This window comes from Pseudomonas flavocrustae, from assembly GCF_029872515.1.
GTDB lineage: Bacteria > Pseudomonadota > Gammaproteobacteria > Pseudomonadales > Pseudomonadaceae > Chryseomonas > Chryseomonas aestiva.
Map to the genome: position 1 here is coordinate 36,500 of NZ_JAPDIQ010000005.1, position 12,887 is coordinate 49,386.

Below are 12,887 nucleotides of genomic sequence, written 5' to 3' on the forward strand. Positions count from 1 at the left end.
CATGGCCACCATCGGCGCCCTGTTGCGCGAAAGCCAGCTGCCGGATTTACCCAGCGCCCGGCTCGACGTGGAATTGCTGCTGGCCGCTGCCCTGGACAAGCCGCGCAGCTACCTGCGCACCTGGCCGGAAAAGCTGGTGCCGCGCGAGGCCCTGGCGCGTTTTCGGGCCGATCTCGAACGGCGCCGGCAGGGTGAGCCGGTGGCCTATATCCTTGGCCAGCAAGGCTTCTGGTCGCTCGATCTGGAAGTGAGTCCCGACACCCTGATCCCCCGCCCCGATACCGAGGTGCTGGTGGAAACCGCCCTGGCATTGCCCCTGGCCGCCGAGGCGCGGGTACTGGACCTGGGCACCGGCACCGGTGCCATCGCCCTGGCCCTGGCCCATGAGCGACCGCGCTGGCAGGTCAGCGGCGTGGATCGCATCGCGGCGGCGGTGGAACTGGCGCGACGCAATGCCCAGCGCCTGCGCCTGGGCAATGCGGTCTTTCAGCAGAGTCACTGGTTCGGCGCCCTCGCCGGACAGCGGTTCGACCTTATCGTCAGCAATCCCCCCTATATCGCCGGCAGCGATCGCCATCTGGATGAGGGCGACGTGCGTTTCGAGCCGCGCAGCGCCCTGGTGGCCGGCGTCGATGGCCTGGACGATATCCGCGAACTGGTCGCGGCGGCGCCCGCGCACCTGCAGCCGGATGGCTGGCTGTGGCTGGAGCACGGCTTCGACCAGGCCGCCACGGTGCGCGATCTGCTGGTTCGCCAGGGCTTCGTCGAGGTTGAGAGTCGCCAGGACCTGGGTGGTCACGAACGCATCAGCGGAGGGCGTCGGCCATGCTGAGCGACGGCGAACTGCTGCGCTACAGCCGGCAGATCCTGCTGGCCCAGGTGGATATCGCCGGACAATTGCGGCTGAAAGACGCCAGGGTGCTCATCGTCGGCCTTGGCGGTCTGGGTTCGCCGGTGGCGCTCTATCTGGCCGCCGCCGGCGTCGGCGAATTGCACCTGGCCGACTTCGACCAGGTCGATCTGAGCAATCTGCAGCGCCAGGTGCTGCACGATGAAAGCCGTATCGGCCAGGGCAAGGTGGATTCCGCCCTGCAGCGGCTGGCGGCGCTCAATCCCGAAGTGCGCCTGGTGCCGCTGCGCGAAGCGCTGGACGCCGACAGTCTGGCGGCGCGCATCGCCCTGGTGGATCTGGTGCTGGACTGCTCGGACAACTTCACCACCCGGGCGGCGGTGAATGCCGCCTGCGTGGCTCAGGGACGCCCGCTGGTGAGCGGCGCCGCCATTCGCCTGGAAGGCCAGCTCAGCGTCTTCGATCCGCGTCGCGCCGACAGCCCCTGCTATCACTGTCTCTATGGCGAGGGCAGCGAAGCCGAGCTCAGTTGCAACGAAGCCGGGGTGCTGGGTCCGGTGGTGGGGCTGGTGGGCAGTCTGCAGGCGCTGGAAGCGCTCAAGCTCCTGGCCGGCTTCGGCGAGCCCCTGGTGGGGCGGCTGCTGCTGGTGGATGCGGCGGGCAGTCGCTTCCGCGAATTGCGGGTCAAGCGCGATCCGGGTTGCCCGGTGTGCGGCGCCCGCCATGGCTGACGAGGCGCCGGTCGGGGTCTTCGACTCGGGCGTCGGCGGCCTGTCGGTGCTGGCGGAGATCCGTCAGCTGCTACCGGCGGAAACCCTGCATTACGTCGCCGATTGCGGCCATATTCCCTATGGCGAAAAGACCCCTGCCTTCATCCGCGAGCGCTGCCAGCTGATCGCGGCGCGGCTGCACGCGCAGGGCGCCAAGGCCCTGGTGGTGGCCTGCAACACCGCCACCGTGGCGGCCGTGGCCGATCTGCGCGAACGCTATCCCCGCTGGTCCATCGTCGGCATGGAACCCGCGGTCAAGCCCGCCGCGGCGGCGACCCGCAATGGCCGGGTCGGGGTGCTGGCGACCACCGGTACCCTGCAGAGCGCCAAGTTCGCCGCCTTGCTGGACCGCTTCGCCCTGGGCGTCCAGGTGTTGACCCAGCCCTGTCCGGGACTGGTGGAACAGGTCGAGCGCGGCGATCTGCACGGCCCCGAGACCCGGCGCCTGCTGGAGGGCTTTCTCGCCCCCTTGCTGGCGGCGCAGTGCGACACCCTGATCCTGGGCTGCACCCACTATCCCTTCCTGCGTCCCTTGCTGGCCGAACTGGTGCCACCGCAGGTCATCCTGGTGGACACCGGCGCCGCCGTGGCGCGGCGCCTGCACAGTCTGCTGGCGCGGGACGGACGCCTGGCGGAAGGGCCGGCCGGCCCTACGCGATTCTGGACCTCGGGCGACCCCGCCGAGCTTCGCGCCGTGTTGCCGCAGCTCTGGCCGGCAGGGGCCGAGGTAAAGGCGTTCGTCTGACTTTTCCCTCCGGGTTTCACTCGCCAAATGCCGGGCCAGCGACTAGCATCCGACCTTGTAGGTAAAGATATCCAGGGCTGTGAACACCTTCACGTCTTGATGGTCAATGCTCCCAGTTCGTAAAAACTAGAAACATCCATAAGGGCACTCTCATGAACAAATTGCTTTCCCTCGCAGTAGCCGCCGCGCTTTCTCTGGGTGGCATCGCATCGGCACAGGCTGTGGAAATCACCGGGGCAGTCGGTGCCACCAGCCAGAGCGGCATGACCTACCGTATCGGTGCCGGCTGGAATTGGGACAGGAGCTGGTGGCAGAGCTCCACCGGTCGCCTGACTGGCTACTGGGATGCGGGCTACACCTACTGGGAAGGTGACAACGGCCGGTCTTCCGACCAGCATTCGCTGTCCTTCGCCCCGGTGTTCGTCTACGAATTCGGCCAGGGCCAGGTGAAGCCCTTCGTCGAAGCCGGTATCGGCGTCGCCGTCTTCTCCAGCACCAAGGTTGGCGAGCAGGACCTGGGTTCTGCCTTCAACTTCGAAGACCGTATCGGCCTGGGCCTGAAGATCGGCGACACCCAGCGCGTCGGCATCCGTGCGACTCACTACTCCAACGCCGGCATCAAGCAGCCCAACGATGGCATCGAGTCCTATGCGCTGTTCTACAGCCATACTCTCTGATCCAGGGCTGATATGAAAAAAGCCGGACCTAGTCCGGCTTTTTCGTGTCCTTCTTCCGCGCCATGCCGCGGTAGGCGGCCAGCGCGCGCTGACGACTCTCGCCCAGGTCCACCAGGGGCGTCAGGTAGCGGCCCCCCGGGGTATGCACGGCCTTGCCCTTGAGGTCAGCCAATTCCGGTATCCAGGTCCGCACATAGTCGCCCCGGGCATCGATCTTCAACGCCTGGGTGTGCGGGTTGAATACCCGGAAATAGGGCACCGAATCGGTACCGGTGGAGGCGCTCCACTGCCAGCCGCCGTTGTTGGAGGCCAGGTCGCCATCGATGAGCTGCCGCATGAACCAGCGCTCACCCTGGCGCCAGTCGATCAGCAGGTTCTTGCACAGGAACATGGCCGTCAGCATGCGCATGCGATTGTGCATCCAGCCGGTCTGCAAGAGCTGGCGCATGGCGGCATCGATGATGGGAATCCCGGTGCGCCCCTGTTGCCAGGCTGCGAGGCCTTCGGGGTCGTCACGCCAGGGCAGGGCGGTCAGATCCCGGTTGAATGGCTGGTGCCGGGAAACCCACGGGTAACCCACCAGCACGTGACGATAGAATTCGCGCCAGAGCAACTCGGTGATCCAGGTGACCGCTCCCTGCTTGCCGCCGCTGAGCAGGCCATCGTTGGCGCGGACCGCCGCCTGCAGGCACTGGCGAGGCGTCAGCACCCCGGCATTGAGATAGGCCGACAACTGGCTGGTACCGGGTTCGGAGGGAATGTCCCGCGCCCGCTGATAGTCTTCCAGATCATCCCGGATGAAGGCTTCCAGACGCTGCAGTGCTTCCTCTTCCCCTGCCGGCCATAGCCCTTGCAGGTCGGCGGCGGTGGCTGCGAAACCCTCGACCGCGGTGGGCAGCTTGTCCGAAGGGACCGGGCTCTTGCGCTGCTTGCCCGGGGCTGGCAGGGGCGTCGGCAGACCGGTCTCCAGGCGGGCCAGGCAGGTCTTCCTGAACTGGCCGAAAACCTTGAAGTAGCCACCGCTCTTGGTCAGCACCGTCCCCGGCGCGAACAGCGTCTGGTCCAGATAGCGATGGGTCGCCAGGCCAGCGTCTTCGAAGGCCTTGACCACGGCGTCGTCACGGGCGGCTTCGTTGATCCCGTATTCGTCATTGAAATGCAGGTGTTCGGCGCCCAGCTCCCGGGCCAGGTCGAGCAGCACCTGGGGGGCCTGCGCCCAGTGCTCGGCACTGCGGATCAGCAAGGGGATACCGAGGGACTTGAGCGTCTTGCCCAGTTCGGCAAGGTTGCGCAGCCAGAAGTCGACCTTGACCGCCGCCTCGTCATGCTCCTGCCATTGGGCAGGACTCAGCAGAAAGACGGCGACCACCGGGCCCTGTTCGGTGGCGGCATGGAGAGCGGGATGATCGAGGGTGCGCAGGTCAGTTCGAAACCAGACGAGCTGATTCATGCATGGCGTTCCTGATGCAGCAGCCCGGCACTCTGCAGGCGATCGAAGGCTTCGCCGGGGCTGCGCGCCGGCGCGGCATCGGCAGTAAGGGATTCACCCAGCGCACCAAGCGTCAGGCAGGGGCGCGCATGGCGATTGGCGAAGGTCTGCAGCTGGCGCCGCAGCTCGCTGTCGGGACGGCTGTCACGACAGAGGATCAATGCCCGGGGTTCGAGCTGCTCGACCAGGCGATCCAGATTGCCCGCGGGAACCGACCACTCCACCAGTTCTACCGGGCATTCCGCGGCGCTGATCAGCCAGGCGCAGAGCCACAGCGAGGTGTTCATCGGGGTCTCGTCGAGATTCAGCAGCACCAGGGGCGCGCCTCTGAGGCTGTGCTGGCTGTGGTAGATCCGCGCACCCAGCTTGCTGCGCAGCCAGGACTGGAAGAACACCTGTTGCAGGCGACCATCGTCGGTCGCCTGGCTCAGACGCTCCAGCTCCCGCAGCAGCGGCCAGAGCAACTGGTCCAGCAGCACCCGCGGTGGATAGAGCGAGGCGGCGCGGTTGTAGGCCTCATCCAGCGCACGCGAGGCCAGTCGGCCGATGGCGTCAATCATCTCCTGGTGAATGGCCTGCCAGGGCGTATCGCTGGGGATCACCGCGGGCCGTTGTTCGTCGAGCAGCCCCTTGACCTGGCTGACCGCTACACCGCGGGCGATCCAGGCGAGGACCTGCTGCACGCGGACCACATGGGCCTCGCTGTACAGGCGATGGCCCTTGGGCGTGCGCTTGGGGACCAGCAAGCCATAGCGCCGCTCCCAGGCCCTCAGCGTCACGGCATTCACACCGGTGCGCCGGGCGATTTCCCGGATGGGCAGCCAGCCCTCGTGGAGAGCGGACTGGTAGTCCTGATCTTCGCCGTTCGACGGCGAAGGCAAGGGGGTGGCGCTAGATGGCATTTCGCAGACTCAGACGTTCGGGGTGCGGTTGGAGATAGGCCTGCTCGTTCACATAACGATCCGGATGCTGGCGGAAGTGGTGCTTGAGCAGCGTCAGGGGCACGACCAGGGGCACGATGCCCTCGTGGTACTGCTCGATCAGTTGCTGCATTTCCTGCTTCTCGCTGTCGCTCAGGACCCGACGCAGATAACCGAATAGATGATAGAGCACATTGCAATGGGTACCACGGGTGGCGCACTTCTTCAGGGCAGCCATCAGGCCGCTGAAATACTCCTGCCCCAGCTCGTCCAGGTTGCGCTGGCCGATGCTGCCGACCAGCTGACCGAGGGCCCGCGCACGATGGGCGTCGTGGGCCATGAGCTGGTACTTGTAACGCGAATGATAGGACAGCAGCGCCCGCGCCGTCAGACCCTGTTGCAGCAGTTGCTGCCAGTGGGCATGGGCGAAGACGCGGGTGACGAAGTTTTCCCGCAGCACCGCATCGTTCAGCCGGCCGGCTTCTTCCACTGGCAGGTCCGGTTGTAGACGCATGATGGCGGCGGCGAACAGACCACGACCATCGGTTTCGCTGCCCTGGCCGTTGGCGTGGTAGACCTTGACGCGCTCCATGCCGCAGGAGGGCGATTTCTGCATGAAGATGAAGCCGGACAGGTCGGTCAGCTCGCCTGCCATCTTTTCCCCGTAGCCAGTCAGGGCGGCGGTCACGTCCAGGCTGGGGTCGACGGTACCCACGGCGCGCGGCGCCTGGGAGTCGCCCACCAGACGGATGGGTTCGCGAGGCGTGCCGAGACCGATGGCCATTTCCGGGCAGACCCGGACGAAATCGAAGTGCTCGGCGAAGGTCTGGCTGCAGAGCCGGGATTCCTTGTGTCCACCGTTGTAGCGGACTTCGTCACCCAGCAGGCAGGCACTGATACCCAGGCGCGGGCGGGGCAGGCTGGAGGAGGCGTTGGCAACCATGGAGATCCCCTGTCGTGTATTTTCTTGTACAAGGTTTTCCTATTTGTACAAGTTTGGTGCAACTTTCGACAGGGGGCTGCGGTAAAAGATTCGCTGCAGGTTACAGACGGCGTGCGCTTCGTCGATTAATCCAGACTGCCCAGGAGCTGCTGCGCGGCCTCATGACCACTCAACCAGGCACCTTCCACCCGACCGCTGGAGCACCAGTCGCCACAGACGAAGACGCCCATGTCGGGATCGCCCAGGGCGCCCCACTGGTGGGGTTGCGCGGGGCGGGCATAGAGCCAGCGATGGGCCAGGCTGAAGGTCGGCGCCGGCAACGGGCAGCCGATCAGTTCGGCGAAGGCGCCATGCAGGCGTTCGATCACCTCGTCCTTGGAGGCGTCGAGGTGCGCCTTGCTCCAGGCGCTGGTGGCATGCAGGACCCAGGTGTCCAGGGTGGTGTCGCGCTCGGGCTTGCAGCGATTGCGCGCGAGCCAGTCCAGTTCGCTGTCCTGCACGAAACAGCCTTCCACCGGGGTCTGCAGGGGCGTGGGAAAGGCCAGGGCCACCGACCAGGTCGGCTCCATGCTGACACCGGCCACGGTGGCCGCCAGCTTGGGCACGCTGGACAGCAGCGCCGTGGCCTGGGGCGCCGGCATGGCGACGATGACCTGGGCGAAGGGCCCGTGGGTCTCGCCGCCGGCATCCAGCAGGTGCCAGTGCTGGGCCCCGCGAAAGACCTCGGTGATGCGGCAGTCGAAGGTGACCGGCAGATCGGCCAGCAGGTGGCGGGTGATGGCGCTCATGCGCGGCACCCCGACCCAGCGCGGCTGCTCGTCCTGGGACGGACTCAGGCGACCGTCGCGATACTGGTAGAGCGCCGGGTTCCATTCGGCCGCGCAACCGGCTCGACGCCACTCGTTGAGGGCATCGATGAAGCGCCGGTCGCGGGCGGTGAAATACTGGGCGCCCAGGTCGAGGGCGCCGGCTTCGCTGCGCTTGCTGGCCATGCGGCCGCCGCTGCCGCGACTCTTGTCGAAGATCTGGACCTGCTGCCCGGCGCGAATCAGCGTCTGGGCCGCGGCAAGTCCGGCTATTCCTGCGCCAACGATGGCGATGGGGGCAGTCATGATGGACCTCGCTTGTCTGACGATTCGCCCTTGTCGAACGTTTGCGCGCGCAAGGGCTCTACGGCTACGACTGGCAACCGTTCTGGATCTTTCGACCCACGACCATACCAAACAATCCTCTTCCCTTCGTTCAGATGCATACGGGCGGCAGGGCAATACGAGAAGGAAGTGACGACATGCATATCCTGCTGACCGGTGGCACCGGATTGATCGGCCGTGCGCTGTGCCGCCAATGGGCGGCCGCCGGGCACCAACTCACCGTGCTCAGTCGCGACCCGGGGCGGGTGGCGCGCGAATGCGGACCCGGCGTGCGCGGCATCGCCCAACTGGAGGCGCTGGGCGACGAACACCTGGATGCCGTGGTCAACCTGGCGGGCGCCCCCATCGCCGACAAGCCCTGGACCCAAGGTCGCAAGGCCGAACTCTGGCAGAGCCGCATCGGCACCACCGAGCGCCTGATCGAATGGCTGCAGGGCCGCCCGCAGAAACCCGCGGTCCTGCTGTCCGGCTCGGCCATCGGCTTCTATGGCGACAGCGGCGAGAAGCCGGTGAGCGAGGCGGACAGCCTGGCCGGTCCCGACTTCGCCGGCGAGTTGTGCCTGGCCTGGGAGCAGGTCGCCAACGAAGCCGAGAAGCTGGGCATCCGTGTGGTCAACCTGCGCACCGGCCTGGTGCTGGCCGCCGACGACGGCTTCCTGCTGCGCCTGCTGCCGCCCTTCCGTTTCGGGCTGGGCGCGCGCCTGGGCAATGGACGCCAGTGGATGCCCTGGATTCATTTGCAGGATCAAATCGGGGCCATCGATTTTCTTCTCAACCGAAGCGATGCCCAGGGTCCCTATAATCTCTGTGCCCCCCAGCCGGTCCGCAACCGGGAATTCACCGAGGCGCTGGGACGGGCCTTGCGGCGCCCGGCGCGATTGCTGATTCCCGCCTTCGCCCTGCGCCTGATGGGAGAGCTGTCCATCCTCCTGCTGGGTGGCCAGCGCGCCCGACCCGAGCGCCTGCTCGCGGCCGGGTATGTCTTTCGCTATCCCGAGCTGGATGCGGCCCTGGCCGACCTGCTCGCTGCCAAGGATTCACGATGACTACCAACGCTCTGCTGCTCGCCAACCTGGGTTCGCCCGATTCGCCCCATGTCCCCGACGTGAAGCGCTATCTGAACCAGTTCCTGATGGACCCCTATGTGGTCGATCTGCCCTGGCCGCTGCGCCGTCTGCTGGTATCCCTGGTGCTGATCAAGCGACCCGCCGCCTCGGCCGAGGCCTATGAGTCGATCTGGTGGGACGACGGCTCGCCATTGATCGTGCTCAGCCGCCGGCTGCAGGAAGCCGTACGGCCACTCTGGCGGCACGGTCCGGTGGAGTTGTGCATGAGATACGGCGAACCCTCGGTGGAAACGGTGCTCAAGCGCCTGGCCAGCCAGGGCATCCGCGAGGTGACCTATGCGCCGCTCTATCCGCAATTCGCCGACAGCACCACCACCACCGCCATCGTCGAGGCGCGGCGGGTGATCGAGGCCCACCAGCTGCCGCTGACGCTGAAGATCCTGCCGCCGTTCTACGACCGTCCGGAATACCAGGCGGCGCTGGCGGCCAGCGTCGAGCCCTATCTCGAAGAGCCCTACGACCACCTGCTGCTGTCCTTCCACGGCCTGCCCGAGCGGCATATCCGCAAGCTGGTCAAGGATCGCAAGCACGACCTGCGCGCCCCCGACAGCAGCAAGGTCACCGCCAAGGCCCTGGCCGTCTGCTACCGCAGCCAGTGCCAGCGCACCGCCGAACTGGTGGCCCGGCGCCTGGGCATTCCCGATGGCAAGTGGTCGGTGTCCTTCCAGTCGCGGCTGGGCAAGGACAAGTGGATCGAACCCTACACCGAGGCGCGGCTGGACGCGCTGGCCAAGGCGGGGGTCAAGCGCCTGCTGGTGATGTGCCCGGCGTTCGTCGCCGACTGCATCGAGACGCTGGAAGAGATCGGCGATCGCGGGCGCGAGCAGTTCATCGAAGCCGGTGGCCGGGAGCTGGTGCTGATTCCCTGCGTCAACGACGACCCGGCCTGGGCCCGGGCGCTGGTGGAGTTGTGCGAGGAAGTGGCGGAGCTGCCGCCGCAGCCGATCGAACAACCCAGGATGCCGGCGTAACGGCATCCTGGGCTGGCCGTCAGAGCAGCGGGCGCTCTGGCGGTTCGGCGTCCTTCTTCCAGGCGTTGTGCCCAGGCAGGACCAGGTTGAGGCCGATGGCGATCAGGCCGCAGAGGGAGATGCCCTTGAGGCCGATCTCGCCGTTGCCGAAGACGATGCCACCGATGCCGAACACCAGGGTCACCGAGACGATCACCAGGTTGCGTGCCTCGGACAGATCCACCTGGTGGCGGATCAGGATGTTCAGCCCCACCACCGCGATGGAGCCGAACAGCAGGCAGAGAATGCCGCCCATGACCGGCACCGGGATGGTCTGCAGCGCCGCGCCGAACTTGCCGACGAAGGCCAGCACCATGGCGAAGCCGGCGGCCCACAGCATGACTCGCGGATTGTGGTTCTTGGTCAGCATCACCGCGCCGGTCACCTCGGCATAGGTGGTGTTCGGCGGCCCGCCGAACAGCCCGGCGGAAGAGGTGGCCAGGCCGTCACCCAGCAGGGTGCGGTGCAGCCCGGGCTGCTTGAGGTAGTTCTGGCCGGTCACGCCGCCCACCGCGATCACCCCGCCGACGTGCTCGATGGCCGGCGCCAGGGCCACCGGCACCATGAACAGGATGGCGCCCCAGTGGAATTCCGGCGCGACGAAGGCCGGGATCGCCAGCCAGGGGGCGGCGGCCATGCCCTCGGTATGGACGATGCCGAAGACGAAGGCCAGCGCGTAGCCGACGAAGACCCCGGCGAGGATGGGCACCAGGCGGAACATGCCCTTGCCGTAGATGGCCACCAGCAGGGTGGTGACCAGTGCCGGCATGGAGATCATCATCGCCGTGGCATAGGGCACCAGCTGGGCGCTGCCGTCCCCGGCCTTGCCCATGGCCATGTTGGCCGCCACCGGCGACAGCCCCAGGCCGATGGAGATGATCACCGGGGCGATCACCACCGGCGGCAGCAGGCGGTCGATGAAGCCCACGCCGCGCACCTTCACCGCCAGCCCCAGGAAGGTGTAGACGAAGCCGGCCGCCACCACCCCGCCCAGTACCGCCGGCAGACCGAATTCAGCCTTGGCGGCGATGATCGGGGCGATGAAGGCAAAGCTCGACGCCAGGAACACCGGCACCTGGCGGCCGGTGACGAGATGGAACAGCAGGGTGCCGAAGCCTGCGGTGAAGAGGGCCACATTGGGGTCCATGCCGGTGATCAGCGGCATCAGCACCAGGGCGCCAAAGGCCACGAAGAGCATCTGGGCGCCGACCAGGATCTCCCGCCAGAGCGGTTCCCGCGCGGTCACGCTCAGGCGTCCTTCTGCTTGGTGCCGAAGATCTTGTCACCGGCATCGCCCAGCCCCGGCAGGATGTAGCCGTGCTCGTTGAGCCGTTCGTCGATGGAGGCGGTGTAGAGGCGTACGTCCGGATGGGCTTCCTCGACCGCGGCGATGCCCTCGGGCGCCGCCACCAGCACCAGGGCACGGATTTCCTTGGCCCCGGCCTTCTTCAGCAGGTCGATGGTGGCGATCATGGAGCCGCCGGTGGCCAGCATGGGGTCGATGATCATGGCCATCCGCTGGTCCAGTTCACCCACCAGCTTTTCCAGGTAGGTGTGGGCCTGCAGGGTGGATTCGTTGCGGGCGAGGCCCACCACGCTGACCCGGGCGCTGGGGATCAGGCTGAGCACGCCGTCGAGCATGCCGATGCCGGCGCGCAGGATGGGCACCACGGTGACCTTCTTGCCGGAAATCTTTTCCACCTTGACGGTGCCGCACCAGCCTTCGATGTCCACCTCTTCCACCGGCAGGTCCTTGGTCGCCTCGTAGGTCAGCAGGGCGCCGACTTCCTGGGCCAGTTCGCGAAAGTTCTTGGTGCTGATGTCGGCGCGCCGCATCAAGCCGAGCTTGTGACGGATGAGCGGGTGGCGGATTTCGTGGACGGGCATGGGATTCTCCAGAGACGGTAGGGCAGCGGATCGAGGACGTTTTCGGTACGACCGGCGGCCCGAAGGCCTGCCGCAGGAAGGGCAGGCGCACAAAAAAACCGCGGTACATTAAAGCATCCGACCCGAGGTGGGCAGTACCCTGCGACAATAGTAGCCGCCTGGCGGCGCTTGAGATCGGTTCGCGGTGTCTGTACCTTTGCCGCCTTTTATCCGCGCCAACCATCAGGCAGGCGCCCCGTCCCCCGGAGAAGCCCCATGTCCGCCGATCTCGCCCACATCCGCCAGATCATGCAGGAAGCCGATTGCCTGTATGACGAAGCCCAGGTCGAAGCGGCCATCGACCGGATCGCCGCGTCTATCACCGCCGATCTCGCCGAGCGCAATCCTGTGGTCTTCTGCGTGATGAACGGCGGCCTGATCCTGACCGGCAAGCTGGCCACCCGGCTGCATTTCCCGCTGGAAATGTCCTACCTGCACGCCACCCGCTATCGTAACGAGACCACCGGCGGCGAGCTGTTCTGGAAAGCCAAGCCCGAGGTGTCCTTTATCGATCGCGATGTGCTGATCGTCGACGACATCTTCGACGAGGGCCATACCCTCAAGGCCATCATCGACTTCTGCCGCCATGCCGGCGCCCGCGAAGTCCACACCGCGGTGCTGATCGACAAGACCCACGACCGCAAGGTCAAGGGCCTGGAAGCCACCTACGTCGGCCTGCCCTGCATCGATCGCTACATCTTCGGCTACGGCATGGACTATAAGGGCTACTGGCGCAACGCGCCCGGCATCTATGCCGTGAAGGGGCTGTGACCACGCGGCTGTTCGATCAGGCGCTGTTCGCCGACCTGCTCCGGCAGGCGGCGGCCAGCCCGCGACGGCGCGCCCATCACAACCTGCATCTCATGGACGAGCCCTGCCATCGCCTGGTGGTGGGGATGTGCGAGGACAGCTACATACCGCCCCATCGCCACCTGGATCCGCACAAGGCCGAGAGCCTGCTGGTGCTGCAGGGCCGGCTCGGGTTGCTGACCTTCGGCGAAGACGGACAGGTGCTGCTGCGCCGCGAGCTGTCCCAGCGCGCCGGTTGCCCGGGCGTCGATCTCGCCCCCGGGCACTACCATGCGCTGGTTGCCCTGGAGGGCGACTGCCTGTTCTTCGAATGCAAGGCCGGGCCCTTCGTGCCGCTGGGCGAGGGTGAACGACCGGCCTGGGCCCCGCTGGAGGGCGCGCCCGACGCCGAGCGCTATCGCAGCTGGATGCGCGCTCAATTCGATTGAACTTTCGACCAGGGTCGCGGTATCACCACGGTTTGTCACTG

The 12,887-nt window shown here is 66.7% G+C and carries 14 protein-coding genes; 8 read left to right on the forward strand and 6 right to left on the reverse strand.

Annotated features, from left to right (window positions below):
* The first annotated feature begins 1 nt into the window (after window position 1).
* From prmC to OMP44_RS12555, 4 genes are all read left to right on the forward strand, one after another.
* Window positions 2-832: a peptide chain release factor N(5)-glutamine methyltransferase gene (prmC, locus tag OMP44_RS12540; RefSeq protein ID WP_280308579.1), complete on the forward strand. Its 831-nt coding sequence runs from the start codon at window positions 2-4 to the stop codon at window positions 830-832.
* Entirely contained in the window at window positions 826-1,581 is a 756-nt protein-coding gene (locus OMP44_RS12545; RefSeq protein ID WP_280308581.1) for a molybdopterin-synthase adenylyltransferase MoeB, read from the forward strand. The genes prmC and OMP44_RS12545 overlap by 7 nt, the downstream gene beginning before the upstream one ends.
* Window positions 1,574-2,365, forward strand: coding sequence for a glutamate racemase (gene murI, locus OMP44_RS12550; protein ID WP_133861546.1), 792 nt, complete (start codon window positions 1,574-1,576; stop codon window positions 2,363-2,365). The genes OMP44_RS12545 and murI overlap by 8 nt, the downstream gene beginning before the upstream one ends.
* A gap of 152 nt (window positions 2,366-2,517) precedes the next feature.
* Complete coding sequence (locus OMP44_RS12555) at window positions 2,518-3,042, forward strand: acyloxyacyl hydrolase (RefSeq protein ID WP_133861545.1); 525 nt, start codon at window positions 2,518-2,520, stop codon at window positions 3,040-3,042.
* 28 nt (window positions 3,043-3,070) lie between these two features.
* Here the strand turns inward: OMP44_RS12555 and OMP44_RS12560 are convergent, their stop codons facing one another.
* The 4 genes from OMP44_RS12560 to OMP44_RS12575 form a co-directional block, all read right to left on the reverse strand.
* Window positions 3,071-4,492 (reverse strand): cryptochrome/photolyase family protein, encoded by a 1,422-nt coding sequence (locus OMP44_RS12560; protein ID WP_280308584.1) that lies wholly within the window; start codon window positions 4,490-4,492, stop codon window positions 3,071-3,073.
* On the reverse strand, window positions 4,489-5,412 hold the full coding sequence (locus OMP44_RS12565) for a MerR family transcriptional regulator (RefSeq protein ID WP_280308587.1): 924 nt from the start codon (window positions 5,410-5,412) through the stop codon (window positions 4,489-4,491). The genes OMP44_RS12560 and OMP44_RS12565 overlap by 4 nt, the downstream gene beginning before the upstream one ends.
* Window positions 5,413-5,422: 10 nt before the next feature.
* Window positions 5,423-6,394 (reverse strand): YbgA family protein, encoded by a 972-nt coding sequence (locus OMP44_RS12570; protein WP_187980407.1) that lies wholly within the window; start codon window positions 6,392-6,394, stop codon window positions 5,423-5,425.
* Between the two features lie 125 nt (window positions 6,395-6,519).
* Window positions 6,520-7,617: an NAD(P)/FAD-dependent oxidoreductase gene (locus OMP44_RS12575; protein WP_133861541.1), complete on the reverse strand. Its 1,098-nt coding sequence runs from the start codon at window positions 7,615-7,617 to the stop codon at window positions 6,520-6,522.
* Between the two features lie 65 nt (window positions 7,618-7,682).
* Here OMP44_RS12575 and OMP44_RS12580 point away from each other — a divergent pair, with 65 nt between their 5' ends.
* Both OMP44_RS12580 and OMP44_RS12585 read left to right on the forward strand, forming a co-directional pair.
* Complete coding sequence (locus tag OMP44_RS12580) at window positions 7,683-8,591, forward strand: TIGR01777 family oxidoreductase (protein WP_280308589.1); 909 nt, start codon at window positions 7,683-7,685, stop codon at window positions 8,589-8,591.
* A complete protein-coding gene (locus OMP44_RS12585) occupies window positions 8,588-9,643 on the forward strand; it encodes a ferrochelatase (RefSeq protein WP_187980406.1) in 1,056 nt (351 codons plus the stop codon). The genes OMP44_RS12580 and OMP44_RS12585 overlap by 4 nt, the downstream gene beginning before the upstream one ends.
* 19 nt (window positions 9,644-9,662) lie before the next feature.
* Here the strand turns inward: OMP44_RS12585 and OMP44_RS12590 are convergent, their stop codons facing one another.
* Together OMP44_RS12590 and upp are read right to left on the reverse strand one after the other, a co-directional pair.
* Window positions 9,663-10,928 (reverse strand): uracil-xanthine permease family protein, encoded by a 1,266-nt coding sequence (locus OMP44_RS12590; protein ID WP_133861538.1) that lies wholly within the window; start codon window positions 10,926-10,928, stop codon window positions 9,663-9,665.
* Window positions 10,929-10,930: 2 nt separating this feature from the next.
* Entirely contained in the window at window positions 10,931-11,569 is a 639-nt protein-coding gene (gene upp, locus OMP44_RS12595) for a uracil phosphoribosyltransferase (RefSeq protein ID WP_017641072.1), read from the reverse strand.
* Between the two features lie 255 nt (window positions 11,570-11,824).
* Here upp and OMP44_RS12600 point away from each other — a divergent pair, with 255 nt between their 5' ends.
* Together OMP44_RS12600 and OMP44_RS12605 are read left to right on the forward strand one after the other, a co-directional pair.
* Window positions 11,825-12,379, forward strand: coding sequence for a hypoxanthine-guanine phosphoribosyltransferase (locus tag OMP44_RS12600; RefSeq protein WP_133861537.1), 555 nt, complete (start codon window positions 11,825-11,827; stop codon window positions 12,377-12,379).
* Complete coding sequence (locus OMP44_RS12605; protein WP_133861536.1) at window positions 12,376-12,846, forward strand: WbuC family cupin fold metalloprotein; 471 nt, start codon at window positions 12,376-12,378, stop codon at window positions 12,844-12,846. The genes OMP44_RS12600 and OMP44_RS12605 overlap by 4 nt, the downstream gene beginning before the upstream one ends.
* Window positions 12,847-12,887: the final 41 nt, after the last annotated feature.